The sequence below is a fragment of the Reyranella sp. genome (assembly GCF_036558665.1).
GTDB lineage: Bacteria > Pseudomonadota > Alphaproteobacteria > Reyranellales > Reyranellaceae > Reyranella.
The window spans coordinates 1-25,945 of record NZ_DATBFE010000025.1 but is presented as its reverse complement, the minus strand read 5'-3'; the positions used below and the strand labels follow the sequence as shown (position 1 = coordinate 25,945).

Annotated in this window: 30 protein-coding genes; 12 read left to right on the top strand and 18 right to left on the bottom strand. The window is 64.7% G+C overall.

What is annotated here, in order from left to right:
- A partial coding sequence (locus VH499_RS04180) for a thiamine pyrophosphate-binding protein (protein ID WP_332051434.1) occupies positions 1–991 on the bottom strand: 991 nt, incomplete at its 3' end.
- A 61-nt stretch (positions 992–1,052) separates the two neighbouring features.
- Positions 1,053–1,214 (bottom strand): hypothetical protein, encoded by a 162-nt coding sequence (locus VH499_RS26125; protein WP_414709742.1) that lies wholly within the window; start codon positions 1,212–1,214, stop codon positions 1,053–1,055.
- Here VH499_RS26125 and VH499_RS04175 point away from each other — a divergent pair.
- The 5 genes from VH499_RS04175 (at position 1,149) to VH499_RS04155 (ending at position 4,225) form a co-directional block, all read left to right on the top strand.
- Positions 1,149–1,301: a hypothetical protein gene (locus tag VH499_RS04175; RefSeq protein WP_332051433.1), complete on the top strand. Its 153-nt coding sequence runs from the start codon at positions 1,149–1,151 to the stop codon at positions 1,299–1,301. The genes VH499_RS26125 and VH499_RS04175 overlap by 66 nt on opposite strands.
- Positions 1,302–1,551: 250 nt before the next feature.
- Positions 1,552–2,175 carry an RNA-binding protein gene (locus VH499_RS04170; RefSeq protein ID WP_332051432.1) on the top strand — a complete coding sequence of 208 codons (624 nt, stop codon included), beginning with the start codon at positions 1,552–1,554 and terminating at the stop codon, positions 2,173–2,175.
- 134 nt (positions 2,176–2,309) lie between these two features.
- Positions 2,310–3,071: an aldolase gene (locus VH499_RS04165; protein ID WP_332051431.1), complete on the top strand. Its 762-nt coding sequence runs from the start codon at positions 2,310–2,312 to the stop codon at positions 3,069–3,071.
- A 2-nt stretch (positions 3,072–3,073) separates the two neighbouring features.
- Entirely contained in the window at positions 3,074–3,649 is a 576-nt protein-coding gene (locus VH499_RS04160) for a hypothetical protein (protein ID WP_332051430.1), read from the top strand.
- Between the two features lie 27 nt (positions 3,650–3,676).
- Positions 3,677–4,225 carry a carboxymuconolactone decarboxylase family protein gene (locus tag VH499_RS04155; protein WP_332051429.1) on the top strand — a complete coding sequence of 183 codons (549 nt, stop codon included), beginning with the start codon at positions 3,677–3,679 and terminating at the stop codon, positions 4,223–4,225.
- Here the strand turns inward: VH499_RS04155 and VH499_RS04150 are convergent.
- Positions 4,217–5,164, bottom strand: coding sequence for a sigma-70 family RNA polymerase sigma factor (locus VH499_RS04150; RefSeq protein WP_332051428.1), 948 nt, complete (start codon positions 5,162–5,164; stop codon positions 4,217–4,219). The two genes, VH499_RS04155 and VH499_RS04150, sit on opposite strands and share 9 nt — an antisense overlap.
- 164 nt (positions 5,165–5,328) lie before the next feature.
- Here VH499_RS04150 and VH499_RS04145 point away from each other — a divergent pair, with 164 nt between their 5' ends.
- Entirely contained in the window at positions 5,329–5,916 is a 588-nt protein-coding gene (locus tag VH499_RS04145) for a ferritin-like domain-containing protein (protein ID WP_332051427.1), read from the top strand.
- Positions 5,917–5,978: 62 nt separating this feature from the next.
- Positions 5,979–6,338, top strand: a complete 360-nt coding sequence (locus VH499_RS04140; protein WP_332051426.1) for a cytochrome c family protein — start codon at positions 5,979–5,981, stop codon at positions 6,336–6,338.
- A 9-nt stretch (positions 6,339–6,347) separates the two neighbouring features.
- Here VH499_RS04140 and VH499_RS04135 read toward each other — a convergent pair whose 3' ends face one another.
- From VH499_RS04135 to opgC (VH499_RS04125), 4 genes are all read right to left on the bottom strand, one after another.
- Positions 6,348–7,124, bottom strand: a complete 777-nt coding sequence (locus VH499_RS04135; RefSeq protein ID WP_332051425.1) for a cyclase family protein — start codon at positions 7,122–7,124, stop codon at positions 6,348–6,350.
- A 26-nt stretch (positions 7,125–7,150) separates the two neighbouring features.
- Positions 7,151–7,918 carry an SGNH/GDSL hydrolase family protein gene (locus tag VH499_RS04130; protein WP_332051424.1) on the bottom strand — a complete coding sequence of 256 codons (768 nt, stop codon included), beginning with the start codon at positions 7,916–7,918 and terminating at the stop codon, positions 7,151–7,153.
- Between the two features lie 62 nt (positions 7,919–7,980).
- The gene (opgC, locus tag VH499_RS26120; RefSeq protein ID WP_414709741.1) at positions 7,981–8,148 is read right to left on the bottom strand and encodes an OpgC domain-containing protein; all 168 of its coding nucleotides are present in this window, start codon (positions 8,146–8,148) and stop codon (positions 7,981–7,983) included.
- The gene (gene opgC / locus VH499_RS04125; RefSeq protein ID WP_332051423.1) at positions 8,139–8,483 is read right to left on the bottom strand and encodes an OpgC domain-containing protein; all 345 of its coding nucleotides are present in this window, start codon (positions 8,481–8,483) and stop codon (positions 8,139–8,141) included. The genes opgC (VH499_RS26120) and opgC (VH499_RS04125) overlap by 10 nt, the downstream gene beginning before the upstream one ends.
- 57 nt (positions 8,484–8,540) lie before the next feature.
- On the opposite strand from opgC (VH499_RS04125), the gene VH499_RS04120 reads away from it, so the two are divergent.
- Positions 8,541–9,272: an alpha/beta hydrolase gene (locus VH499_RS04120; protein WP_332051422.1), complete on the top strand. Its 732-nt coding sequence runs from the start codon at positions 8,541–8,543 to the stop codon at positions 9,270–9,272.
- Positions 9,273–9,368: 96 nt separating this feature from the next.
- Here VH499_RS04120 and VH499_RS04115 read toward each other — a convergent pair whose 3' ends face one another.
- The 3 genes from VH499_RS04115 to VH499_RS04105 all read right to left on the bottom strand — a co-directional run bounded on the left by VH499_RS04115 (position 9,369) and on the right by VH499_RS04105 (position 13,445).
- Positions 9,369–10,577 carry a CoA transferase gene (locus tag VH499_RS04115; protein WP_332051421.1) on the bottom strand — a complete coding sequence of 403 codons (1,209 nt, stop codon included), beginning with the start codon at positions 10,575–10,577 and terminating at the stop codon, positions 9,369–9,371.
- A 133-nt stretch (positions 10,578–10,710) separates the two neighbouring features.
- On the bottom strand, positions 10,711–12,273 hold the full coding sequence (locus tag VH499_RS04110) for a DHA2 family efflux MFS transporter permease subunit (protein WP_332051420.1): 1,563 nt from the start codon (positions 12,271–12,273) through the stop codon (positions 10,711–10,713).
- Positions 12,270–13,445, bottom strand: coding sequence for an HlyD family secretion protein (locus VH499_RS04105; RefSeq protein ID WP_332051419.1), 1,176 nt, complete (start codon positions 13,443–13,445; stop codon positions 12,270–12,272). Before VH499_RS04105 ends, VH499_RS04110 begins: the two co-directional genes overlap by 4 nt.
- A gap of 151 nt (positions 13,446–13,596) precedes the next feature.
- On the opposite strand from VH499_RS04105, the gene VH499_RS04100 reads away from it, so the two are divergent.
- Positions 13,597–13,968 carry a helix-turn-helix domain-containing protein gene (locus VH499_RS04100; protein ID WP_332051418.1) on the top strand — a complete coding sequence of 124 codons (372 nt, stop codon included), beginning with the start codon at positions 13,597–13,599 and terminating at the stop codon, positions 13,966–13,968.
- Positions 13,969–13,989: 21 nt separating this feature from the next.
- Here the strand turns inward: VH499_RS04100 and VH499_RS04095 are convergent, their stop codons facing one another.
- Positions 13,990–14,262 carry a metal-sensitive transcriptional regulator gene (locus VH499_RS04095; RefSeq protein WP_332051417.1) on the bottom strand — a complete coding sequence of 91 codons (273 nt, stop codon included), beginning with the start codon at positions 14,260–14,262 and terminating at the stop codon, positions 13,990–13,992.
- Positions 14,263–14,301: 39 nt separating this feature from the next.
- Between VH499_RS04095 and VH499_RS04090 the strand changes: the two genes are divergently transcribed.
- The 3 genes from VH499_RS04090 (at position 14,302) to VH499_RS04080 (ending at position 17,739) form a co-directional block, all read left to right on the top strand.
- Positions 14,302–16,614 (top strand): heavy metal translocating P-type ATPase, encoded by a 2,313-nt coding sequence (locus tag VH499_RS04090; protein WP_332051416.1) that lies wholly within the window; start codon positions 14,302–14,304, stop codon positions 16,612–16,614.
- Positions 16,615–16,730: 116 nt separating this feature from the next.
- A complete protein-coding gene (locus VH499_RS04085) occupies positions 16,731–17,444 on the top strand; it encodes a hypothetical protein (RefSeq protein WP_332051415.1) in 714 nt (237 codons plus the stop codon).
- 25 nt (positions 17,445–17,469) lie between these two features.
- Positions 17,470–17,739 carry a hypothetical protein gene (locus tag VH499_RS04080; protein WP_332051414.1) on the top strand — a complete coding sequence of 90 codons (270 nt, stop codon included), beginning with the start codon at positions 17,470–17,472 and terminating at the stop codon, positions 17,737–17,739.
- Here the strand turns inward: VH499_RS04080 and VH499_RS04075 are convergent.
- The 7 genes from VH499_RS04075 to VH499_RS04045 all read right to left on the bottom strand — a co-directional run.
- Positions 17,734–18,651, bottom strand: coding sequence for a phosphoribosylaminoimidazolesuccinocarboxamide synthase (locus tag VH499_RS04075; protein WP_414709740.1), 918 nt, complete (start codon positions 18,649–18,651; stop codon positions 17,734–17,736). The genes VH499_RS04080 and VH499_RS04075 overlap by 6 nt on opposite strands.
- A 1-nt stretch (position 18,652) precedes the next feature.
- Positions 18,653–19,045 (bottom strand): carboxymuconolactone decarboxylase family protein, encoded by a 393-nt coding sequence (locus tag VH499_RS04070; RefSeq protein ID WP_332051412.1) that lies wholly within the window; start codon positions 19,043–19,045, stop codon positions 18,653–18,655.
- A 37-nt stretch (positions 19,046–19,082) separates the two neighbouring features.
- Positions 19,083–19,766: a response regulator transcription factor gene (locus tag VH499_RS04065; RefSeq protein WP_332051411.1), complete on the bottom strand. Its 684-nt coding sequence runs from the start codon at positions 19,764–19,766 to the stop codon at positions 19,083–19,085.
- A 10-nt stretch (positions 19,767–19,776) separates the two neighbouring features.
- Positions 19,777–22,461 (bottom strand): sensor histidine kinase KdpD, encoded by a 2,685-nt coding sequence (locus tag VH499_RS04060; RefSeq protein WP_332051410.1) that lies wholly within the window; start codon positions 22,459–22,461, stop codon positions 19,777–19,779.
- Positions 22,462–22,476: 15 nt separating this feature from the next.
- Positions 22,477–23,082, bottom strand: a complete 606-nt coding sequence (locus tag VH499_RS04055; RefSeq protein WP_332051409.1) for a K(+)-transporting ATPase subunit C — start codon at positions 23,080–23,082, stop codon at positions 22,477–22,479.
- A gap of 7 nt (positions 23,083–23,089) precedes the next feature.
- The gene (kdpB, locus tag VH499_RS04050; protein ID WP_332051435.1) at positions 23,090–25,123 is read right to left on the bottom strand and encodes a potassium-transporting ATPase subunit KdpB; all 2,034 of its coding nucleotides are present in this window, start codon (positions 25,121–25,123) and stop codon (positions 23,090–23,092) included.
- Between the two features lie 48 nt (positions 25,124–25,171).
- Positions 25,172–25,945: potassium-transporting ATPase subunit KdpA (locus VH499_RS04045; protein ID WP_332051408.1), on the bottom strand; the 774-nt coding region annotated here is incomplete at its 5' end.

Sequence of the window (25,945 nt, the reverse complement as noted above, 5' to 3'; positions counted from 1 at the left end):
TGGCGAAATTCGCCATGCCGCTGTTGATCGGCAGCGTGGCCTGGAACACACGGCCGAGTTCCTCGGCGCCCGCGTGGACATGCACCAGCTTCTGTCTCGGCACGGGGATGTCGAACAGCGTGTAGCCTGCCGTCGTGGCCTCCCCCAGCCGTGGGCCGATCGCGAGGATCAGATCGCAGGCCTTGATGCGTTCGGCGAGCGGCGGGCTCGCCCCGACGCCGAGATCGCCCACGAAGTTGGGATGGCGATTGTCGAGGAGGTCCTGGTTGCGAAACGCCGTCGCCACTGGAAGGTTGTTCGCCTCGATGAAGGCGCGGATGTCGGCACAGGCTTCCCCCGTCCAGCCGCCGCCGCCTAGAATCACCATCGGTTGGCGCGCTTCGTCGAGCAGCCTTCGGACGGCCGCCATGTCTTCGGCGGACGGAGCGCCTCGCGCAATCTTGTAGGGACCTGCATCGGCGACCTCGACCTCGTCGGTCAACATGTCTTCCGGCAAGGCCAGCACGACCGGGCCGGGCCGGCCGTTCACGGCTCTGTGAAAGGCCTGGCTCACGAGTTCCGGAATCCGCCGCGCGTCCTCGATCTGCGCGACCCATTTGGCCATCTGGCCGAACATGCGCCTGTAGTCGATCTCCTGGAACGCCTCACGCTCGGCCTGCTCGCGCGCCACCTGTCCCACCAGCAGGATCATGGGCGTCGAATCCTGGAAGCCGGTATGCAGGCCGATGCTGGCGTTGGTGGCGCCTGGCCCGCGCGTGACGAAGCAGATGCCCGGCTTGCCGGTCAGCTTGCCGTAGGCTTCGGCCATGTTCGCCGCGCCGCCTTCCTGCCGGCAGATGACATAGCGCAGCGAATTGCGCTGGGCATAGAGAGCGTCCAGGGCCGCAAGATAGCTCTCGCCCGGGACGCCGAAGACCGTGTCGGCGCCGTGAATGCGGAGCTGATCGATCAGGACCTGCGCGCCGCTGCGGCGCGCGAGAGACGTCGTCATCTTTCCCTCACTTCGTGGGTGCGAAAGCCATCGGCACCAACATCTTGTTGTTCATAGGTCTTCATGAACTCCGGCTCTTTTGCCGACAGGCCTGCCATGCCGGGTCCGACGCCCTCACTGCACGACGCTGAGTGCGGTCAGCGAAATAGCCGACGGGATGGCCGAGATGTTTCGTCTGCACCGGCAGCCCTTCGCTCTCGTAAAGAGCGAGAAAATCGCACAGTCGGCCCGGCTGCAGTTCGTGGGTGCGATGATCGAAGATCACGTCTCTTTTCCTCCGGCAAGTCCAATTTCCGTGGCGATTGTGTGACTTGCCCTGCCCAACCTCAACCCCGGTGGACTCAGGCTCGGATTCAGCGCATAAGTGCGGCATAGCGACACTGGCCGAAGAGTATCTTCAGGAGTCATCGGCAAAGACGTGAGAGCGCGATACCGGTCAACGTCTACCCCGTGAGCTTCTTGGTCATCATCTGTCAAAGGTCTACGAATCGCTGGGACGCATCTGTCCCGCAAGCGCGCGCCGGACTCCGCTCCCTCCTTCCTCCAGCCCAGAGCCTTGAATGAGTCGTAAATTGTTTGTGGGCAATCTGCCCTACTCGGTGACGTCCGAGCGTCTGCAAGAAGCTTTCTCTCAATTCGGGACCGTTGCCTCTTCGAAAGTGATCGTTGATCGCGAGACAGGCCGCAGCCGCGGCTTCGCCTTCCTCGAGATGGAAACTGATGACCAAGGTGCTGCAGCGATGCAGGCCATGAATGGTGCATTGCTGGATGGACGCTCGATTGCCGTCCGCGAAGCAGTCGAACGCCAGCCCGGTGCCGGCGGCGGCTTCGGCGGTGGCGGCGGCGGTGGCGGCGGCTTCCGTCCGCGCGGTCCGCGCCCGCCTTATGGCGGAGGCGGCGGTGGTGGTAGCGGCTATGGCGGCGGCGGCTATCGCGGCGGCGGTGGCGGCGGCTTCGGTGGCGGTGGCGGCGGCGGTTATCGCGGCGCCGGAGACGGTGGCGCAATGCGCGACCGGCGCGCCGACTTTTCCGGTGGCGGCGGTGGTGCCGGTGCCGGCGCCGGCGCCGGCGGCTACGATCCGGGCGCCGACATGGGCCGTCCTCAGCGCCGGCGTGATGGCGGACCGCACCGTCGCGACCGTGACTACGAACCGCGCAAGCGTGGTTTCGACGACGACCAATAGGCCATCGTTCCAGATCGCATGATACGACGACGCCGGGGTACGCCCCGGCGTTTTCATTTTGTCGATTGGATTTCACTTCCCCCGTTCGATTCAAACCAGCATCATCCGCGCCGACGCGACGGGGGGATGGACGGATGCTGGCCAATGATCCGGTAACGCAGGCACGCCTCGATCTGGCGGCGGCGCTGCGGTCGGCGGCACGCCATGGATTGAACGAAGGTGTCTGCAATCATTTCAGCATGGCGGTGCCCGACCGCGAGGACCTCTTCATCGTCAACCCGTACGGCCTGAACTGGTCGGAGATCGTGCCGTCGGATCTCGTGATCGCCGACTTTGCCGGGAACGTGATCGAAGGACGCTATCCCGTCGAAGCCACGGCCTTCTACATCCATGCATGCATCCACGCCGCCAAGCCGCGCGCAGCGGTCGTGCTGCACACTCACATGCCTTACGCGACGGCCCTCACTTCGATCTGCGACGGGCGCATTGAGATGTGCACCCAGAACGCCTTCCGTTACTGGGACCGCATCGCCTACGACGAGACCTATGGGGGCCTTGCGCTGTCGACGGCCGAGGGCGAACGCATCTGCCGGGCGATGGGCGACAAGGACATTCTCTTCCTGCGCAATCACGGCGTCCTCGTCTGCGGTCCGACCGTCGCCCAGGCCTACAACGATCTCTACTACCTGGAACGCGCGGCCATGGTGCAGGTGCTGGCGATGCAGACGGGCCGCCCGCTTCACCTTATCGACGAAGCCACGGCCCGACAGACGGCCGGGCTGATCGCCGAGGACACGCAGCAGGCGTTCCTGCATTTCGAATCGCTGAAGCGTATGCTGGATCGCGACGAGCCCGGATGGCAGACATCGGGGCGACGGAGAAGCTCGGGGGAGTGACAATGCGCACGATCGCCATCGGCATGACGTGTTTGGGCTTGGCCATCGTACCCGCGTCGGCCCAGGCCCCGCCGCTGGGCAAGCTCGAGATCAAGGCTTTTCAGGCGATCCCGAAGACCAAGACGGCGGTTCAGCTGACCGACGACACGGCCCTCGGGAGGCACCTGCGCGGCGAGGTGATGGGCCGACTGGCGCGCCGCGGCAACCAGGTGGGTTTCAGCGGCGACAACGTCATGCGGATGGATGTCACCTACCTCAACCTGCAGGGTGGCTACGACAGTGGCTCCGGCACCATCGGAGGCCAGCCGAGCTACGTGCCTCCCGCCTCCAATCCGCGACCCGAGCTGCCGAGCAACCGCGTTCAACGCCGCGACACGATCGATCTTCCCAAGAGCAGGTCGACGCTGCGCATCACGCTGACGCTTTACAGCGTTGCCTCCGGCAAGGTCATCTGGGGTGCGACGGCGTCATGCGGCACCGACGGAAGCAACGTCGAGCGCGTCGGCGAGGCGATGGTCGATGCGATCTTCAAGGATGCCGACCATAGTCACATCGCCGATGCCGCTTGCCCACTGTAAGAAACAGGGACCTTGGGAGAACGATCAATGCCGCGCCTGGCTCCGCTCGACCTCGCGAAACTCACGCCCGAGCAGAAGAAGGTGGCCGATGCGATCGTCGCGGGACCGCGTGGCGGTTTGCGGGGACCGTTCGAGCCCTGGCTGCGCAGCCCCGTGCTTGCCGACCGGGCACAGAAGCTGGGCGAGTATTGCCGCTTCAACAATTCACTGCCGCGCGATCTTTCCGAACTGGCGATCTGCCTGGTTGGCCGGCACTTCAAGGCACAGTACGAATTCTACGCCCATGCCCGTCTCGCCAGGGAAGCGGGTCTTGCGCCGGCCATCGTCGAAGCCGTGCGCACGCGTCAGACGCCGCCCTTCACGCGCGACGTCGAGCGGATCGTCTACGACTTCGTGACCGAATATCTCGCCACCAACCGGGTCGCCGCGCCGAATTACAAACGGGCGGCCGACGCTTTCGGGGAACAGGGAGTGGTCGACCTGGTGGGCGTGTGCGGCTACTACATGCTGGTCTCGATGACCCTCAACGTTTTCGAGATGGCCCTGCCTCCCGGCGAACCCGAGCCGTTAGCGTAGCACCAGGACCAACAGCGCCAGCGCCGCCAGCGCCAGCCCCACGCTGGTCGCTTGCCAGAACAGCGGACGCGACAGGTAAACGCGCTCGCGCTGGATCTGCTGCGCGATCCGATTCCAGATATCCAATGGGACCGGTTCATTGTCCGGCAGGAACTCGGTCAGGAGCGCCAGCCGGTTCTCCCAGGCATCGACCGCATGACAATAGCGCGCGTCGCGCTCGCGCCGTCGCTCGAAGCCGAGACGGCTCGCACCTTGCAGGCTGCCGACGGCATATTGCGCCGCGACCAGCTCGCGCCAGTCTGCGTCAGCCCCGCCCGACATGCAGCGGCTGATCTGCGCGAGGCCCCGGCGGACCCAGCTCTTGGCCGTGCCGAGCTGCACGCCGAGCCGCGCCGCCAACTCGCGATGGGTCAAGCCTTCGAAGTATACGAGCGTGACCGAGCGGCGGTGATTGAGCGGCAGGTTGGCGAGGCAGGCCTTGACCTGGCGGGCCTCCTCGCTGCGCATCGCCTGATCGGCCGGGTCGCGATCCGGAAAGACCAGCGCTTCGGCGTCCAGTTCGCAATGCCCATCCTCGCGACGATGCAGCTGGTCCTTGGCCGACAGAGCGCGATTGCGCACGATCCTGACCAGCCAGGCATAGGCGGGCCCCTTGTTCGGATCGTATCGATGGGCCCAGCGCCATACGCGCAAGAAAGACTCCTGCACTATGTCGTCCGCTACATCGGTACGGCCGACAATGCCTCGAGCGATTGCGCGCATGCGTCCGCTGGTCAGCTCGTAGAGGCGCGCGAAGGCGCGCTCGTTTCCTGCGGCGGTTTCGGCAAGCAACAATGCCAGTGGCTCGAGCGACACCGCCGCGGATACGGCGGCGGGGGCGTGCAGCGACGGCACACTCGTCTGTCCGACGAGCCGGCGAAGATTGAGGATTTCTCCCATTGCTTCCTCTTCAGACCTTGATACCCCGGCCCGGTCAAGCCGGATGCAAGCGGCGCCAGAAAAAAATGGATGGCCGACCCGCCCGCGAGTCGCATCCGTTTTGCGCAAATCGAGGTTCTCCGATCGACGGCGCACTCTGCGCGTCGCAATCGAGGAGAAACACGATGACCATCGCCAGGCTCAGCCCCACCTCGGATGGGGAAATCCGCCGCAGCTTCCTGTCCGGCTTCGGCAAGTTCACCTTGTCGGCCACCGCCATCGCCCTGCTGAGCGGCAACGAGAAGCTCGCAATGATCGGCTCGGCGGCTGCCCAGACGGCCAACAACGACGTCGCCATCCTGAATTCGGCCCTCGGCGCGGAGCAGCAAGCGATTGCCGCCTATCAGCTCGGGGCCGAATCGGGCCTTCTACAGAAGCCGGTGCTCGCGCTGGCCGTCCAGTTCCAGGGCCATCACAAGCAGCATGCCGATGCCCTCGCGAAGGCCGTGCAGAAGCTCGGCGGCAAGCCGGCGACGCCGCTCAAGGACTACGGCTTTCCCAAGGAGAAGCTCAAGACCCAAGCCGACGTGCTGAACTTCGCCGCGACACTCGAGAAAGGCGCCGTCAGCGCCTATCTCGGCGCCGTTCCGATCCTGACCGATCGCGAACTCGCGAAGGCAGCGGCCTCCATCCTCGGCGACGAGGCGATGCATTGGGCGGTGCTGCGCCAGGCGCTGGGTCAACCCCCGGTGCCCGAGGCCTTTGTCTCCTGAGTTGAGTGCACGAGTGCCCGGTCGTGAGAACCCTGGCTGCTTCCTGCCTCCTCGTCATTCTCATGGCCGGGTTCGCGGTCCAACCGACCGCCCAGGCGGCAGCCGGCGACCCCGCACGAGGCGAAGAAATCTATCACCGCTGTCTCGCCTGCCATTCACTCGAGCACAATCGCGTCGGGCCCCGGCATTGCGGCCTGTTCGGCCGAAAAGCCGGCACACTCGAAGGCTACTCGTACTCGGCCGCGATGAAGAAGTATGGCGTGATCTGGAACGAGAAGACCCTCGATCACTTCCTGGAGAATCCCATGAAGGCCGTTCCCGGCACCAAGATGGGCTATGCCGGCATCAAGGACGCCCAGGAGCGGGCCGACCTGATTGCCTATCTCAAGCAGGCGACGCGCGACCCGAAGATCTGCCACTGATCCGCCGACCTATTCCTCGAAGATCGCCACGGCGCGCGTCCAGCCCGCTGACGCGCCCCGGATCTTGTGCGGGAAACAGGCGATGGTGAAGCCATCGGCCGGCAGCGCCTCGAGATTGTGCAGCTTCTCGAGATGGCAGTAGCCGATGTCCCGGCCAGCCTTGTGGCCTTCCCAAATGATCGAGGGGTCGTGGTCCTTCGCCCACTTCTGGGCGGTGAAATAGAACGGCGCATCCCAACTCCAGGCGTCGGTGCCGGTGAGGCGAATGCCGCGCTCGAGCAGGAACATGGTGGCGTCGTAGCCCATGCCGCAACCAGAATTGACGTAGTCGTTGTTGCCGTAGCGCGAGCCGGCCCGGGTGTTCACCATGACGATCTCGAGCGGCTTGAGCTCATGACCGACTCGCTTCAGCTCCGCCTCCACTTCCCTGGCGGTGATGACATGCCCGTCGGGCTTGTCGCGGAAGTCGAGCTTGACGCCGGGCTGAAAGCACCAGTCGAGCGGCACCTCGTCGATGGTGATGGCGCGCTCGCCCTTGTTCATGGTCGGATGGAAATGGTAGGGCGCGTCGAGATGCGTGCCGTTGTGGGTCGACAGATTGACGTTCTCGACCGCCCAGCCGGCGCCATCGGGCAGATCTTCCTTCTTGAGGCCGGGAAAGAACCCTGCGATCTGGCCCGCCGTATCCTCGTGCTTGTGGTAGGCGATCCTGGGCCCGAACGGGACGGGATCGGAAATGACGTCGTTCTCCAGATAAATCGACAGGTCGACGAATCGGCGTTTCATGCGGCCTCTCCAGGGAGCTCGGCCGCCTAGTTTCCGGCTTTGGGGTCGCCCGTCAATTGCGACGGCTTCACTGCGCGCAGGATCGCCATCGACAGAAGCTTGCCGATGCACTTCTGACCGAAGTCGTTCAAGTGCAGACCGTCGTTGTAGACGAATTCCGAATAGGGCATGCCATCGTTGTACCAGGCCTTCATGATCGCCAGGCGATTGAACATGCCGGTGCCCTTCTCCTTGGCCACCTCCGACATCACCCGGGCATATTCCTGCTCGTCCGGCAACGCCACGACGGCTGGCACGTATTGAAGGTTCATCAGGATGAAGTCGGCGCCGAGCGACTTGCCGATGTCGATTCCCGCCCGCAGTTTGCGGGCGAACTTGTCCAGAGGCGTATGACGGATCGCCGAATTGGTGCCGACTTGCCAAACCACGAGATGGGCGCGCTCGGGCTGCACGTCCGATTGCATGCGCGCCGCCATCTCCTCGGCATCTTGACCGCCTATGCCCTTGTTGAAGACATGCACGGCCACGCCCGGCATCGCGGTGTCGAGCCGGCGCTTGAGCTGGGCGGGATAGGCGTACTGCGGAGACGTCGTCCCGTAGCCTTGGGTCGAAGACGATCCCATGGCGACGATGCGCAGCTCCCGGTCATTGATTACCGCATCGCGGGCGATCGTGAGGGGATGCCCAAGATCGAGCAACTCCTGACTGGCTCGACAATCGGGGCTGGCGACGCTGGCCGTCGACCAGGTCATGACGGCCATTCCCAAGGCCGCGGCAAAGGCGCTCGACTTCATCAAGGCTCCGTATGGGCCGGCTTCCCCTTGAACCACGCCGCCCCATAGGCGACCAGTGACCTTTATGGCGATCCCGGCAAAGCTGACAGCGACCTGTGAAAAGATAGAGTCGTCAAATAAGCGACGATGATCTCGGCGGTAAGCAGAAGAAACGTTCCCAGACAGAATATCTGGAGAGAATGCTCACCGCATCTGCGAATTGGTGTCAAGATTGGCCAAGTTAAGAACATTGCATTGCCACTGCTAGGCGGGTCAGCCCTGTGTCGGCCCTGGCAGTCCTATACCTTCTTTTTGCTGCATCTCCTCGATCGGCGATCTGGCCGGCAGAGAAGACGAATAGCAGAATATGCGCGACATCAAGCTGCCAGACGCGGCGGTAGATGGCGCTGCGGCTTTCAACCAACCTTCGCGCGTCGTTATGCGGCGGTAGGCAAATCACCGCCGTGCAGCCCGAGATGAAGACGAAGATCTCGGCGGCATCGCTGAAACCGTAATTGCGGATCCTCAGGTCGCGCCCCGATGACGGCACGCTGAGCGCAACAGGCCTCGCTGTCATGACGTTCATGGGATCCGCAGGTATCGCAGACAGTGGTCCTCGACTACGTTCGTCCGGGAGGACGAAATGACCAAGACGCCATTGCTGCTCGTGCCGGGCATGCTCTGTTCACCGCGACTGTATGCCCCGCAGGTTCATGCGCTCTCCGATGTTGCCGAGATCGTGGTCCCCGACTGGCGCCAGGCCCCGCTGTCCATCTTCGACTCCTGGGATTCGACTGCCCGCTGGGTCCTCGATCGCATGCCGCCGGGCCCGTTTGCCCTCGCCGGCCTGTCGCTCGGCGGCATGATCAGTATCGAGATCATGCAGTTCGCGGCCGATCGGGTGACGAAGCTTGCTTTGCTCGACACCGGTATGCGTGGACAGAACGAAACCGAGCAAGCGATCCGCCGGGCGCGCATCCGACTGACCAGCGAAGGCCGGTTCGAGCTGGTGCTGGGCCTGCAGCTCGCACGATTCCTGCCTGCCTATCGACTTACCGACAAGAAGCTGGTCGACGAAGTCATGGCCATGTGCCTCGAGACCGGGGCGGAGATCTACAAGCGACAGGAAGAGCTCGCGGCCAGCCGCGTCGACCGCCGCCCGGATCTGCCCACGATCAAATGCCGTTCCATCGTCGTCTGCGGCCGCGACGACGCCGCAACGCCGCTTGCGTTTTCCGAGGAGATCGCTGCCGGCATCAAGGGCAGCGAGCTGATCGTGATCGACGGGTGCGGGCATCTCGTAACCATGGAGAAGCCCGAGGAAACCAACGCAATCCTGCGCCGCTGGCTCACAGATTCGTCACTCCGAGCGTAGTCGAGGGCCTTCCCTCGACGGCGAACTGGACGTCGCAGAGGGAACGCCCCTCTCGGCTCCGCTTTGCCAACGCTTGGCTTCGGTCGAGACGGTTTGTCAGCCAATCACTTTCTTCTCGCGCAGCGCCGCCACTTCGGCCGCCTTCAGCCCGCCGATCTCGCGGAGCACCCAATCGGTATGCTCGCCGAGCGACGGCGGCGGGCGCGTGTCGTCGACCGGAGTGTCGGAGAAGCGGTAGTTCGAGCCGATGATCGGCACCTCGCCGACACGGCTCTGCTTGTAGGTCTTGAGCATGCCGCGCCGCTTGACCTCCGGCTCGTCCAGCGCCTCCTGCATGGTGCGGATCGGCCCGGCCGGCAGATGGCGAAACTTCTGCGCCCAGTTCTCCTTGGTATCGGTCCTCAGCACGTCTTCCATCAGCTTGGTCAGGACGGGCTTGTTGGCGACGCGCTGGGCGATCGTCGCGAAGCGCGGATCTTCCGCCCATTCGGGGTGGCCCATTGCCTTGCAAGTGTCGATGAACAGCTTCTGGTTGGCGACGGCCATGTAGATCTTGCCGTTCTTGGTGTCGAAAGAACTGTTGGGCACCGAAGCGAAGTGACCGTTGCCGGCGCGCCTCGGCTGTTCGCCGCCGATCAGGTAGTAGGCGCCGAGATTGCCGAGGCAGGCGAGCGCAGTGTCGTAGAGAGCGAGATCGATGTACTGGCCCTTGCCGGTGTCGGTGCGCGCGAACAGCGCCGCGTTGATGGCCGCGACGGAATGGATTCCGGTCATGGTATCGACGATGGCGATAGCATGCCGCAACCCCTCGCCGTCGGCCTCGCCGTTCACGCTCATCATGCCCGATTCCGCCTGCAGGACGGGATCGTAGCCGGGCCGGTCCGATAGCGGCCCCGTCTGACCATAGGCCGAGATCGACAGGTAGATCAGTCGCGGATACTTGCGGTGAATGCTGGCGTAATCGAGGCCGTATTTCCTGAGCACGCCGGGGCGGAAGTTCTCGACCATGACGTCGGCGGAAGCGAGGAGCTTGTGCAAGACGGCTTGGCCGTCCGGCGTGGTGAAGTCGAGGGCGACGCTTTTCTTCCCCCTGTTGTAGGTCATAAAGAAGTGGCTCTCGCCCTTCTCGCCACCGGCGCGCGGACCCGCGCCCTTGCGCGTGTCGTCGCCGCCATCGGGATTTTCGATCTTGATGATCTCGGCGCCCATGTCGGCGAGTATCTGGGTGCAGAGCGGACCGGCGATGACGCGCGAGAAGTCGATAACGCGTATTCCGCTGAGCGGCGGACGACCTGATTTTGCCATGCCGCGAAAATACGGCGTCGCGTACGCGGCTGTCCACGAGCGGTGATTTCACGATGCTGGGACAGCATGAACTCATTTCGCATGCCGCTCCGTCGACGCTCGCCGTCGCGCCTGGGCATGCGCGGCGTGGCAATCAGTGGGCGTCGACCGCCATCGCAGCGCCGGACGGCGGTTTGCGCAGGATCAGGACGGTGAGCATGCTCACCAGGATGCCGACGCCCAGGATCCAGAAGCTGTCGGCGTAGGCCATCACCGATGCGTTGAGGCGGACCTGCTGGGCCAGCACGTCGAGACCGCGCTGTGTGGCGGTGTCCAAGGTCGCGCCCTTGCTCACGAACAGGCTGGTCAGCGCGTGCAGACGGTCCTGGACCCTGAGGCTATTTTGCGTCAGCGCCTCTGCGATCGTCGAGAAATGGATCTGCTCGCGCATCTGCACCATGGTCGAGAGCGTGGCGATGCCGACCGAGGCGCCGAGGTTGCGCATGACGCTGGTGATGCCTGCCGAATCGGCGGTGTCGCGAGACGACAGGCCGACGATGGAGAGCTGCGTGAGCGGAATCGTCGCGAGCGGCTGGCCCGCGGCGCGAAGAAGCTGGGGAAAGATGAGCTGATCCATCGCCGTATCAGGCGTCATGTCGACATTGATGAAGCAGCTCGCGGCAAACATCAGCAGGCCGAGCGCCACGAGCACGCGCGGATCGACCTTGCGGATCAGGAACGGCATCAGCGGCAGAAGGAAGAGCTGCGGGATGCCGCTCCACATCACCACCTCACCGATCTGCTGGGCGTTGTAGCCCTGGATTTGCGCCAGATAGGCGGGAATCAGGTAGATCGAGCCGAACGCCGTGGCGCCGAACACCGCCATCAGGAGACCCGATCCGCCAACCGAGGGCTTGGCGAACAGACGAAGGTTGATGAAGGGTCGGTCGGTCGTGAGCTCCGCGATCAGGAAGACGGCGATGCCCAGCACCGCCGCGATCGTGCCGGCCACGATCAGGTTCGACCCGAACCACTCCTCGCGCTGTCCCTCCTCCAGCACGAAGGTGAGGGAGCTGAGCCCGATCGCCATGGCGCAGATGCCGAGCCAGTCGCCGTGCTTCAGGTCCGAAAGCCGCATCGGCGCGGGATCGAGGGCATAGAGCTGGAGCGCGATCGCCAGCAGGCCAGGCACGACGTTGAGATAGAAGATGTAGTGCCAGCTCAAATTCTCGGTCAGCCAGCCGCCCGCGGTCGGCCCGACAGCAGGCGCGAAGGTCGCCACCATGCCAAACAGGGCCACACCCACGGGCTGCTTGTCCGTCGGCAGGCGCGAACGAACGATCGTGATCGCCGTCGGAATCAACACGCCGCCGGTGAAACCCTGACCGGCGCGGAACAGGATCATCTCCGGCAGCGAGGTCGACATCGCACAGAGGATGGAGAAGACGACGAACAGCGCCGAATTGACCGTCAGGAACCGGCGCAGACCAAAGACGCGCGACAGCCAGCCGCTCAAGGGTATGATGATGATTTCGGCCATCAGGTAGCCAGTCGACATCCAGCTCCCTTCCGCCGGAGTGGCGCCGATCGCGCCACCGATCTCGGCGAGCGAGGCATTGGTGATCTGGATGTCGAGGATCGCCATGAAGGCACCCAGAATGCCGCCGCCGACGGCGATCCAGTCGCGTAGCGAGACCTGGCCAGCCGCGCGATTCATTGCTGCGCCTGGATTTGCCCCTGGACGTGCGCGAGGTTTCTTGCCGGCGCGGGACGAATATCCACTGTCGCCGTGGCCGACAGGCCGGGCCGAATGCGCGCCGTGAGCGGATTCTTGGGATCGAGCAGGATCTTCACCGGGACGCGCTGCACGATCTTTGTGAAATTGCCGGTCGCATTCTCAGGCGGCAGCAGCGCGAACTGGGCTCCCGTGCCGGGCGCCAGGCTATCCACGGTGCCGGCGATCGTCTTGCCGGCAAAGGTGTCGAGCTCGACGCTCACCGGCTGGCCGGGCAGCATGTGGCCGGTCTGCGTCTCCTTGTAGTTGGCGACCAGATAGATGCGATCGGTCGGCACGACGCTCATCAGCCGCGCGCCAGCCTGCACGAACTGTCCCTGGCGCACACTGCGGTCGCCGATGCTCCCGTCGACGGGGGCGACGATGTTGGTGTAGCCGAGATTGATCTTCGCCTGCGCAAGCGTCGCCTTCCTGGCGGCGATGGCGGCTTCGGCCTGGTGGCGCTGCGTCTGCAGCACGCCGATGTGGGCCTGCGCCGCCTGGAACCCAGCACGATCGCGCTCGAGGACAGCCCTCTTTTGCGCGAGATCGGATTCAGCTTGCTGATTGCGCTGCGCGCTGGCTGCTCCGGAGCGGGCAAGGGCGCTGTAGCGCTGCAATTCCTGCTGAGAAAAGGTGATCGCCGCCTCGTCCGCCGCAACCGCTGCCTTGGCTTCGGCGATCGTCGACTGCTGCTCGGTCAGGAGCGCATCGATATTGGCGGCGGTCGCTTCGGCGCTCTCGAGGTCGGCAGCAGCGGCGTCGACAGCCGTCTGATAATCGCGCGGATCGATGCGCGCCAGAACATCGCCCTGCTTCACGGCCTGGTTGTCCTGGACGTTCAGTTCCACGACGTAGCCGGAGACCTTGGGTGCGACGGTCACGCTGTCGGCGCTGAGATAGGCGTCGTTCGTTGTCTCGTAGAAGCGGCCGACCAGATACCAGTAAGTGCCGTAGCCGGCTGCCGCGATCAGGGCGCCGGAAGCCAGTATCGCGAGCCACCAACGGCGGCGGCGCTGATGGTCGGCCTTCCGTTTGCTCTGCGGCGGTTCCTCCGGCGTCGGATAGGGGATTCGCTCGAATTCGAGGGACGACGGTAGGGATGAACCGTCCACGGATTGCTCCTTTTGGGCGTAGTCTGCGGCCTGTGCCGTTGCGCAGCGAATTTGAACACTTGTATTGTTTTATCAAGTAGGATTGAATTTGCTACCTAGTATTGTATATACGACTTACACAATTGGAGGCGCCAAGGACCGCGCCAGAGCCATGATCGACATCAACGCCGTCCGTACCGACCCCGCGATTGCCAAGGTGGTGCAAGCCCAGTTTCGCCGAGCCGTCGGCATGATCAGCGGACGGTGGAAGCTCGAGATCCTGTGGCTGTTGAACCAGGGCACTCACCGTTTCGGCGAGCTGAAGCGTGCCTTGCCCGGCATCACCCAGCACATGTTGACCGCCCAGCTCCGCGCCCTGGAGAAGGACGGGCTGATCAAGCGCACGATTTACGCCGAAGTGCCGCCGCGCGTGGAATACGAGATCACTCCGGCCGCTCGGCGGCTGCGGCCCATTTTCGTCGAAATCGTGAAGTGGGCCGAGGACCGCGAGATGGCGCCGGCACAGGAGCCCGCTCAGGACTGAGCGGCGACGGCGTTCGCGCTCTCAGCGGCGGCGATCGAGTACTTCCATCAATTCGTCGATCTTGATCTGGCGATCGCGCTCGGATCCGCCGTGGAAGGCATGGGCCACGCAGTGCTGCAGGTGATCGTGCAGGATCTCCTGCTCCACCTTGTCCAGGGCCGCCCGCACAGCGCGCACCTGGTTGATGACGTCGATGCAGTAGCGGTCGTCCTCGACCATGCGCCTCACGCCGCGCACCTGGCCTTCGATGCGGCCAAGCCGCGCAAGCTGCGATCTCTTTACCCGTTCGTCCATGCTTGCACTATACCCCTGTAGGGTATAAACGGCAAGCCCATGGATCACACCCACCCCCATCACGATCATGCTCACGCCGCCGCTCCGGAAACGGCCATCGATCCGGTGTGCGGGATGAAGGTGAAGATCGCAGGCGCCAGCCATACGGCCGCCCACCACGGGCAAACCTACTATTTCTGCAATCCGAAGTGCTTGGCGAAGTTCGCGGCGGAGCCCCCGCGCTATCTGAAGCCTCAGGCGCAGCCCACCCCGCCGCCGGCTGCACCCGGGGCGATCTTCACCTGTCCCATGCACCCCGAGATCCGTCAGGTCGGACCAGGAAGCTGCCCGATCTGTGGCATGGCGCTTGAGCCCGCGGAGATCACTCTCGATCAAGGTCGCAACGAAGAATTGGCCGATATGACCCGCCGTCTCTGGATCGGCGGGGCGTTGACCGTGCCGGTGGCGGCACTCGACATGGGCGGCCATTTCTTCGATCTGCATCCGCTGCTGCCTCATGGGCTTCTGCCCTGGCTCGAACTCGTGCTCGCGACGCCGGTCGTCCTGTGGGCGGGCTGGCCGTTCTTCGCGCGCGGCGTGCAGTCGGTGATCCGGCGCGCCCTTAACATGTTCACTTTGATCGCGCTCGGCACGGGCGCCGCCTGGCTCTACAGCCTATGCGCTACCGTGGCGCCCGGTCTGTTCCCGGCCTCATTCAGGGCGGTCGATGGCTCGGTGCCGACCTATTTCGAGCCGGCCGCGGTCATCGTCGTGCTGGTTCTCGCAGGGCAGGTATTGGAGTTGCGCGCGCGCGACGCGACCTCGGGCGCCATCAGGGCGCTGCTCGGCCTTGCTCCGCGCACCGCCTTGCGCATCGCCGCCAAAGGCGACGAGGAAGTACCCATCGAGACGATCGCCGTCGGCGATTTGTTGCGGGTCCGGCCAGGCGAGAAGGTCCCGGTAGACGGCATCGTTACCGAGGGGCGCGGTTCGGTCGACGAGTCGACCATTACCGGCGAGCCGATGCCGGTGACCAAAGAAGCCCACGCCAAGGTCGTGGGCGGAACCGTCAACCGCAGCGGCACCTTCGTGATGAAGGCCGAGCATGTCGGCGCCGACACGGTGTTGGCGCGCATCGTCAAGCTGGTGGCGGAAGCGCAGCGAAGCCGTGCGCCCATCCAGCGGCTGGCCGACGTCGTCGCCGGATGGTTCGTGCCGGCCGTGGTCGTGACCGCGGCGCTCGCGGCAGCAGGTTGGGCGATCTGGGGTCCTGTTCCCGCATTCAGCCACGCCCTGCTCGCGGTGGTCTCGGTGCTGATCATCGCCTGTCCTTGTGCATTGGGGCTCGCCACACCGATGTCGATCATGGTCGGCGTTGGCCGTGGCGCATCGATGGGCGTACTCATCCGCAATGCCGAAGCGTTGGAGCGACTGGAAAAGGTCGACACGCTCGTGTTCGACAAGACCGGTACGCTGACCGTCGGCAAGCCGACCGTCGCGGCCATCGTGGGCGCCGCTTTGCCCGAACTGGAGGTGTTGCGCCTTGCAGCCAGCCTCGAGCGCGGCAGCGAGCATCCGATTGCGGCGGCCATCGTCGAAGCCGCGCGCGCCAAGAACGTTACCCTGGCTGCCATATCCGATTTCGAGTCGGCTGCCGGCCGAGGCGTTGCCGGCACCATCGAAGGCAAGCGGGTGGTGCTGGGCAACGCGCGCTTCCTCGCCGAGCGCAAGATCGGCAGCGTCAATGCGCCGCAGACCGAGGCGACCACGGTGCTACTGGGGGTGGACGGTATCTTTGCCGGATCAATTGCGGTCAGCGACTCCATCAAGAAGACCGCCGGCGAAGCGCTGCGCGCACTGCGCGCCGATGGCCTTCGCCTAGTGATGTTGACCGGCGACAATCGCCGCACCGCCCAAGCTGTCGGCCGCGTGCTCGGGCTTGCGGAGATCGAGGCCGAGGTTCTGCCCGAGGACAAAGCACGCATCGTGCAGCGCCTGCGCGCCGAAGGCCGGATCGTGGCGATGGCCGGCGACGGGATCAACGATGCGCCTGCATTGGCGGCAGCGGACGTCGGAATCGCCATGGGCGGCGGCACGGATATCGCCATCGAGAGTGCAGGTATCACGCTGGCAAAGGGCGACCTTTCGGGCATTGTCCGCGCGCGAAGGTTGTCACAAGCAACGATGCGCAATATCCGCCAGAATCTCGCATTCGCGTTCATCTACAATGTCGCCGGCGTGCCGATCGCGGCGGGCCTGCTCTATCCGCTGGCCGGCCTGCTGCTGAGCCCGATCCTGGCGGCTGCGGCGATGTCCTTGAGCTCGGTCAGCGTCATCGGCAATGCGCTTCGGTTACGACGGGTCAGGCTCTAAAGGGACCGTCGCCATGTCGCCACAAGGAGAACACCTCGGCCCTGTCACAATGACGTCCTTTTCTTGGCTCCTGGCCTCGGGCGTAGAAGAAGATGGTCGCAGGAAGGTTCGATTACTTGGTCAATGTCTCCGAAGCGGCTTTCCAGAGCATGGTCATCGCCACCATCGAAAGCTTCCTGGTGCCAGGCCGCGCCGGCAAGGCCGGTCGCTTGACGCGGCAGCGCGAGACGTTCGGCCTGCTGTGGGGCTATGAGACGACGACGCCAAGCAAGGGCCGGTGCTTCAACGTCGAAGTCGCCATCGTCGATGTCAACGCCGAGCGCGGTCGCAGCTCGGTGGTTCCGTCGCGCGGGCTGGAGACGGTCAACAAGGCGCTGCCGACATACTGGCCGAACCTGAAATTCCTTGGCGACTTCCACAGTCATCCCTGGACGGCGCGCGAGCCGTGGCCGAGTCGGCCGTTCCTGTCGGAAGACGATCGCTGCAGCATCGAGAACAATCCGAGCTATGCGAGGCTCGGCCTGCGTGTCGCGCTTCTGCTCAATGTCCAGAAGCTTTCCAAGAAGAGCAGGATGATGCCCGTCTTTTCTCACGACAATACGCTCGAGTTCCGGCTGAACGATCTCAGGATGAGCCTCGCTGCCTGGGTCGCGTGCCCGGTGCGCAATGGTTCACGCGAGCAGGCGCTTTACGTAATCCCACGCCCGGCCCGCACCTCCCACGACAGGTGGCGCCGCGAACCCTGGCACGCGAAATGCCGCTACCTCGACAAGAAGCGCGTCTGGCTCAATGCTCCCGTTCACAATTTCCTGACGCCGCTCGGCGACTGACGACTCCGCGACCGTATCGACCCCAATGAAGAGATTGGTCATTCCGCTCCTTGCGCCGATCCTGACGCAGCCGGCATCGACATTCGCGCACAGCGAAGATGCTGCCTATTGTGCGACGTTGTCGGCGTTGGCGAATCGCTACATCGTCAGCAGCACCGGTGAAGGTCGAGGAGCGCCGGATCTCGAGACCCGCGCCGCAATATACGATTGCGACAAGGGCAACACCGCCGCCGGCATCCCGGTCCTGGAGCGCAAGCTGCGCAACAACGGTTTTACCTTGCCGAAGCGTTCATGAAACTTCGAGCGCGGCGCCGGTAAGGCGACGATAGGCCTCGAGATAGCGTTTGCTCGTGGCCTCGACCACCTCGGTCGGCAGCTCGGGCGCCGGCGCATCGCCGTTCCAGCGCCCGGCATGACGCTCGCCATCGAGCCAGTCGCGCAGCGGTTGCTTGTCGAAGCTGGGCTGCGGCCTGCCGGGACGATAGCCGTCGGCCGGCCAGAAACGCGAACTGTCCGGAGTCATGACCTCGTCGATCAACATGATCTCGCCCGACCGGGTCCGTCCGAACTCGAACTTGGTGTCGGCGATGATGATGCCGCGGGCGGCGGCCACGTCGCGACCCTTGGTGTAGACCAGCCGCGTCAGCCGTTCGAGCTCGGTCGTCACCTCCTCCCCCAGGATCTCGCGCATCCGGCCGACCGGGATGTTCTCGTCGTGACCGCTCTCGGCCTTGGTGGCGGGACTGAAGATCGCCGGATCGAGCCGGCTGCTTTCCTCCAGGCGCTCCGGCATCTTCTCGCCTGCGAGCGTCCCGCCCTTGGAGTATTCCCGCCAGGCCGAACCCGACAGATAGCCGCGGATCACGCATTCGATGGGAAACACCGTCCCGCGCCGGCACAGCATTGCGCGGCCCAGCAGCGCGGCGCGGTGGCCGTTCAACAACGGCACGGCGGCCGCAATCTCGTCGGCGTCGGCAGAGATCATGTGATGCTTGACGACGTCGCCGAGCTGCCGGAACCACCAGGCGCTGACCTGCGTCAGCACCGCCCCCTTTATCGGGATCGGTTCCGCCATAACGACGTCGTAGGCACTGACCCGGTCGGTCGCGACGAGCAGGAGCCGGTCGGCATCGATCTCGTAGACATCCCGCACCTTGCCGCGAGCGATCCTCCGCAGCGGCAGATCGCTCTTGGTCATCAGCATCATGCTATTTTTCGTTCTGCATCTCGTGGAAGACTTCCTTCGCCGTCAGCAGCGCTTCTCGCACCGACGGCAGGCCGATATAGCCGCAAAGGTGCATCAGTGCCTCGGACAATTCATCCTCGGTCCAACCGGTGTTGCGGGCCATGCGAAGATGGATGGCGAGCTCCGGCCAGCGCGCCTGGGCCGTGTCCGAGACGACGCAGATCAGCGCCTTGGTCTTGAGGTCGAGGCCGGGCCGGGTCCACAGCATGCCGAAGACGGCCTCGCGCGCGTAGTCGCCGAATTTCTTCATGATAGGGTCGTCGTAGACCGACTTGGCCATCTTGTCGGCAGTCGCCGCCCCCATGAGCTGGCGGCGGATCTCGGTTCCCTTCCTGTAGTTCTCGCTCTCGGCCATGTTGCCTCCTCGGTGCCGGAAACAGCCTAGCCTTCCGCTACACCAGCCGGTAGCCGATTCCCGGCTCGGTCAGCACGTGCCGCGGTGTGGACGGATCGGCCTCGATCTTCTGGCGAAGCTGACGAACGTAGACCCGGAGATATTGCGGATCGACCGACTCGTCGCGCCAAACCTCGCGCAACAGATGCCTGTGCGTCAGGACCTTGCCGGCATGGATCACGAGTTGCTCGAGGATGTCGTATTCTTTCGGCGAAAGCTTCACGTCGTCGGTTCCGCGGCGTACGAGCCGGCGCACCAGATCGACGCTGAGATCGTCGCTGGTGAAGCCGCGTTCGGCGCCCTGCTGCTGCAGGCGATGGCGCAGCGCCGCGCGGATGCGCGCCATCAGCTCGTCGGCGCCGAACGGCTTGGTGACATAGTCGTCGGCGCCGGAGTCGAGTGCCGTCACCTTGGCGGTTTCATCTCCCCTGCTCGACAAGACCACGATCGGCACCGGTCCGACAGCGCGTATCCGGCCGACAAGCTCCAGGCCATCGATGTCGGGCAGGCCGAGATCGAGCAGCACGAGGTCGGGCCGATGATGTCGCAGGGCGGACATTGCCTCGCGGCCGGTCCCGGCTTCGAGCACACGATAGTCGTGGGCTGCGAGCGTCGTTCGCAGCAGCCTCCGGATCGGCGGTTCGTCCTCGACGATCAGGATGACGGCGGCGGCGCCGGTCATGCGCGGGTCTTCATGTCGACACCGGATAGCTGACGATGAACTCCGCACCGCTGCGATCGGTGCGATTGCGGGCCGTGATCGTGCCACCCTGAACCTCGACGAAGCCCTTGGCGATGGCGAGACCGAGACCGGTTCCGGCGCGCCGCCGGTCACCGGCGTCGGCGCGATAGAATTTATCGAACAGCCGACCAAGTGCTGCGGAAGCAATGCCGGGCCCTTCGTCGCGCACCGCGATTTCGATGCGGTCGCCAGACTGGCGCGCCAGCACCTCGATGTGTCCGCCCACCGGCGAATACTTGGCTGCATTGTCGAGGATATTGAACAGCACCTGCTCGGCCAGGACGAAATCGAGCATGACCGCGGGCAAGTCGGACGCGATCGAGGGGGAGACGACGCGGCCTTTCAGGACCGGCGTGGCGCGACGCAGCGTGGTGGAGACGAGGTCACCGACCTCGACGGCCTCGCGCCTGGGCACGATCACCCCGGCGTCCAGCCGGGTCATGTCGAGCAGATTGCCGACAAAGCGGTCGAGCCGCTCCGCCTCGGTCAGGGCCGTGCCCAGCAGGTCCTCCCGTGTCGCCTCGTCGTAGCGATCCCGGTAGCTCGCGAGACTAGAAAGAGCGCCGATGATCGAGGCGAGTGGCGTGCGCAGGTCGTGCGAGACGGAGGTGAGCATCGCTGAGCGCAGCCGCTCACGTTCGGCGCCGATCCTTGCCTGGTCTATGTCGGCAGCGAGCGCCACGCGCTCGATCGCCACCGCCGCCTGGTTGCCGACCGCCTCGAGCAGGCGACGGTCGGAAGCGCTCGGCTTTCGCTGGTCTCCGAGCGGCAGGACGCCGACCACGCCGATCGGCGCGCGGCTGGTGCGGATGGGCACGAACAGCCAGCGGCCGCCCGGCAGGGTGTCGGTGCCCTTACCGGCGGGCTGGTCGGCATCCCGGCACCAGCGCGCGGCCGCCAGATCTGCGTCCGTGAACTCGCAGTCGGGCGGAAAGGCGGCATGCAGGGTGAGCCGGCCACCCGCCTGCGGACTGCGGTCGGGCATCAGGACCGCCACCTCGGCATTCAGCAATCGGGCAAGATGCGTGACTACGATCCACAGAAGATCGTCGAGAGCGACGACGCCGGCGATCTTGCGGCTGAAGGCGTAGAGGTCGGCGGTGGTCCGCGCTTCACGCCGAGCGGCCTGGGCCTGGGATCTCGTGCGAGTGCCCAGAGCGCTGGCAACCACCGCCACGAACATGAAGAAAAAGAGGGCGAGGACGTTGGCGGGGTCGGCAATGGTGAGCCGATGGAGCGGCGGCAGGAAGAAGAAGTTGTAGCTCAGCACAGAGAGGGTCGCGACCCAGAGCGACGGCACGAGCCCGTGGCGCGCCGCCGCGATCATCACCGGCACGACGTAAACCAACGAGATATTGGGTAGCTCGACATGGGTGTTGACCAACACGCCGATCGCCGTCGCCAGCGCCGTCGTCAGCACACCCTCGAAATAAGGCCCGATGGAGCGAGGCGCGCCCACCAGCCAGTCGATCGTGCCCGTCGGCTGCGGGTTGCTGCTCGACGGCGCAACCTCGACCGCCAGACCCGAACCGCTCCGTACCAGTTCGTCGACGACCGAGCCGTGGAGAATCTCGAACCACCGCGAACGGCGCGACTTGCCGACGACCAACCGCGTGGCGTTGCGCGACCGGGCGAAGGAAAGGATCTCCTCGACCACGGCACGACCGGGGATGGTCACGACTTCCGCGCCGAGCTGCGTCGCAAGCTGCATGGCCGCACTGAGCCGGCCCTGTTCGGCTTCGGTGAGCAAGGCGTGTCGCTGCGTCTCGACATAGAGGGCGATCAGCTCGGCGTCGAGACCGTCGGCCGTGCGCTTGGCGGCGCGCACGGTGTTGGCGGCGTCCGGACCGGGATCGAGGCAGACGATCACGCGCTCACCGGCCGCCCACGGTCCGGTAATGGCGTGCTCGCGCATGTAGCTTAGCATCTGCTCGTCGACGCGCTCGGCCGTGCGCCGCAGGGCAAGTTCGCGCAACGCCGTAAGATTGCCCGGAGAAAAATAGTGGCTCAGGGCGCGTTGCGCCTGCTCGCGGACATAGACCTTGCCCGCGCCCAGCCGCGCAATCAGGTCGGTCGGCGTAATGTCCACCAGTTCGACCTCGTCAGCAGCGTCGATCACCGAGTCGGGAACGGTCTCGCGTACGCGGATACGGGTGATACGCGCGACGACGTCGTTCAGACTCTCGACGTGCTGCACGTTCATTGTCGAGTAGACGTCGATTCCGGCGGCCAGCAGCTCCTCCACGTCGAGATGGCGCTTGGGATGGCGGCTGCCCGGCACATTGGTATGGGCGAGCTCGTCGACCAGCACCAGCTTCGGCCGGCGCTTCAGGATGGCGTCGAGGTCCATCTCGTCGAGCGTGCGGCCCTTGTAGGCGACTTGGCGCCGCCGGACAGTTTCGAGATCGACCAGCAGCGCCTGCGTCTCGGCCCGCCCATGGGTCTCGACGACACCCACGACCACATCCGTGCCCTCGGCCTTGCGGCGATGGGCGGCGAGCAGCATCTCGTAGGTCTTGCCGACGCCCGGTGCTGCCCCGAAGAAGATCTTGAACTTACCGCGTGCTTCCTTCTGCGCCGCTTTCAGAAGCGCTTCAGGCGAAGGCCTCGTGTCATCGGGAAGGCTGGCTGCCATCAAAGTTCGAGGATGTCACTGCATCCCCAGAGCGTCGAGGGCCATGTTCAGCTGCAGCACGTTGACGCGGGGTTCGCCGATCACGCCCAGGAACCGGCCTTCGATATGCGCGTCGACGAGGTCGCGCACGCGCTGCTCGGGCAGTCCTCGCTCCTTGGCCACGCGCGGCACCTGGAACAAGGCCGCCGCTGGCGATATGTCCGGATCGAGGCCGCTCGCCGAGGTCGTCACGAGATCGACCGGGATGGCGGCGTCGGGGTTCTCGGCCTTCAGCGCCTCGACATCGCGCTGCACGCGCTCGATCAGCGTCTTGGAGGTGGGACCGGCATTGCTGCCTGCCGAGTTCGCCGCGTTGTAGGGAGCGGGAATGCTCTTGGTCCGGTCCTTGGGATCGGTATCGGTCGTGGCCGAAGGGCGGCCGTGAAAATAGCCGGCCTTCTCGAAGTTCTGACCGATCAAGTCCGAGCCGATCACCGTGCCATCCTTCTCGATCAGACTGCCGTTGGCTTGCCGAGGAAAAAGCATCTGGGCGAGACCGGTCATAGCCAGCGGATAGACAAGCCCGGTCAGGACCGTGAAGCAGACGATCATGACGACCGCGGGCCGCAATTCTTTCAGCATAGTACCCTCATACGAGTCCGGCGGCGGTGACGGCCATGTCGATCAGCTTGATGCCGGCGAACGGCACGATCACGCCGCCTAGGCCGTAGATGAACAGATTGCGCAACAGAATCGCCGATGCGCCAACCGGGCGATATCTGACGCCGCGCAGCGCCAGTGGAATCAAGGCGATGATGATCAGCGCGTTGAAGATGATCGCCGACAGGATAGCGCTCTGCGGAGTGTGCAGACGCATGAGGTTAAGGGCCTGGAGCTGCGGATAGAACGCGAGGAACATCGCCGGAATGATGGCGAAGTACTTCGCGACATCGTTGGCGATCGAGAAGGTGGTGAGCGCACCGCGCGTCATCAGGAGCTGCTTGCCGATCTCGACGATCTCGATCAGCTTCGCCGGGTCGCTGTCGAGATCGACCATGTTGCCGGCCTCGCGCGCGGCCATGGTGCCGGTGTTCATGGCGACGCCGACATCGGCCTGGGCCAGAGCGGGCGCGTCGTTGGTGCCGTCGCCGCACATCGCGACCAGCTTGCCCTGCGCCTGCTCGTTCCGGATGAGCTTGAGCTTGGTCTCGGGGGTCGCTTGGGCGAGGAAGTCGTCGACGCCCGCTTCGGCCGCGATTGCCGCTGCGGTCAGCGGATTGTCGCCGGTGATCATCACGGTGCGGATGCCCATGCGCCGCAAGGTGGCGAATCGGTCACGGATGCCGCCTTTGACGATGTCCTTGAGATGGACCACACCCAGCAGCTTGCCATCTCTGGCGACGGCGAGCGGCGTGCCGCCCGACCTGGCGATCTTCTCGGCGATTACCTCGATCTCGCGCGCCGCCTGGGACGTCGAGCGTACGTCGGCGATCACGGCATCGACGGCACCCTTGCGGATCGACGAACCGTCGATATCAATGCCGCTCAGCCGCGTATGCGCCGAAAAGGGAATGAACCTGACACGCAGCGGCGCCATCTCGCGCCCGCGGATGTCGTACTTCTCCTTGGCCAACACCACAATCGACCGGCCCTCGGGCGTTTCATCGGCCAGCGAGGCGAGCTGGCTCGCATCGACCAGCTCGCGCTCGTTGATGCCCGGTACCGGCAGGAACTCGGTCGCCTGGCGGTTGCCGAGCGTGATGGTGCCCGTCTTGTCGAGCAACAGCGTGTCGACGTCCCCCGCGGCCTCGACGGCGCGGCCTGACATGGCGAGCACGTTGAAGCGAACCAGCCGATCCATGCCGGCAATGCCGATCGCTGAAAGAAGAGCACCGATCGTGGTCGGGATCAGGGTGACGAAAAGCGCGACCAGTACCAACACACCCATCGTGCCGCCGGCATAGGCGGCGAAGCTCGGAATGGTGGCGACCGAGAAGACGAAGATGATCGTCATGCCGGCCAGCAGGATGTTGAGCGCGATCTCGTTCGGCGTCTTCTGTCGCTCGGCGCCCTCGACCAGGGCAATCATGCGGTCGAGGAAGGTTGACCCCGGCTCGGCGGTGATGCGCATCTTGATCCAGTCCGAGATCACCTGCGTGCCGCCGGTCACGGCCGATCGATCGCCACCGCTTTCCCGGATCACAGGCGCAGATTCGCCCGTGATGGCAGCTTCGTTGACCGAGGCCACGCCTTCGATCACCTCGCCGTCCGATGGGACAAGGTCGCCGGCCTGGACCAGCACGATGTCGCCCTTCCTGAGCTCGGTGGCAGGCACCTCCTCCCACCTGGTTGCCGAAGGGTTGGCCAGCCGCTTGGCGACGGTCTCGGTGCGGGACTTGCGCAGAGTCGCCGCCTGAGCTTTGCCGCGGCCCTCGGCGACGGCTTCGGCGAAGTTCGCGAAGATCACCGTGAACCACAGCCAGAGATTGATCTGGAAGGAAAATCCCAGCCCGCCATTTCCGACGACAAGGTCGCGGATGAACAATATCGTGGTGAGGGTCGCCACGACCTCGACCGTGAACATGACGGGATTTCGCATCATCACTCGCGGGGCGAGCTTCTTGAAGGCATCGACGACCGCTGGCCCGAGGATCGTCGGATCGGTCATGGTGGTGACCGGCATCCGCCTGCGCATGTGCGCCGCGATTTCAATGGTCATGGATGCCTCAACTCAGAAGAGTGTCCCGCCGTTCATCGCGAACTGCTCGACGAACGGGCCGAGCGCAAGGGCGGGGAAATAGATGAGACCGCCCACGATCAGGATCACGCCGATCACAAGACCGACGAACAGAGGTCCATTGGTCGGGAAGGTGCCGCCCGAGGCGGGCACGATCTTCTTGGCTGCCAGCGAACCCGCGATCGCGAGCATCGGCACGATCATCAGGAACCGTCCCATGAACATCGCAAACCCGATGGTGGTGTTGTAGAAGAGCGTATTGGCGCTGAGGCCGGCGAAAGCCGAGCCGTTGTTGGCCGTTCCAGAGGTGTAGGCATACAGGATCTCGCTGAAGCCGTGCGGGCCGGCATTCGCTGGACCGGCAAGGCCGGCTTCGACAACCGTTGCAATCGCCGAGAAGCCCAGGATCGAAAGCGGCAGGACGAGGATGGCGAGCATCGCCATCTTCACTTCTTTGGATTCGATCTTCTTGCCGAGATATTCGGGCGTGCGACCGACCATCAGGCCGGCGACGAACACCGAGATGATCGCAAACAGCAGCATGCCGTAGAGGCCCGAGCCCACGCCGCCGATGATGATCTCGCCAAGCTGCATGTTGAACATCGGCACCAGACCGCCGAGCGGCGTGAAGCTGTCGTGCATGGCGTTGACGGCGCCGCACGAGGCGTCGGTCGTCACCGCGGTGAACAGGGCGGAGTTGGCAATGCCGAACCGCGTCTCCTTGCCCTCCATGTTGCCGCCTGCCTGCATCGGCGAGGCATGCGTATC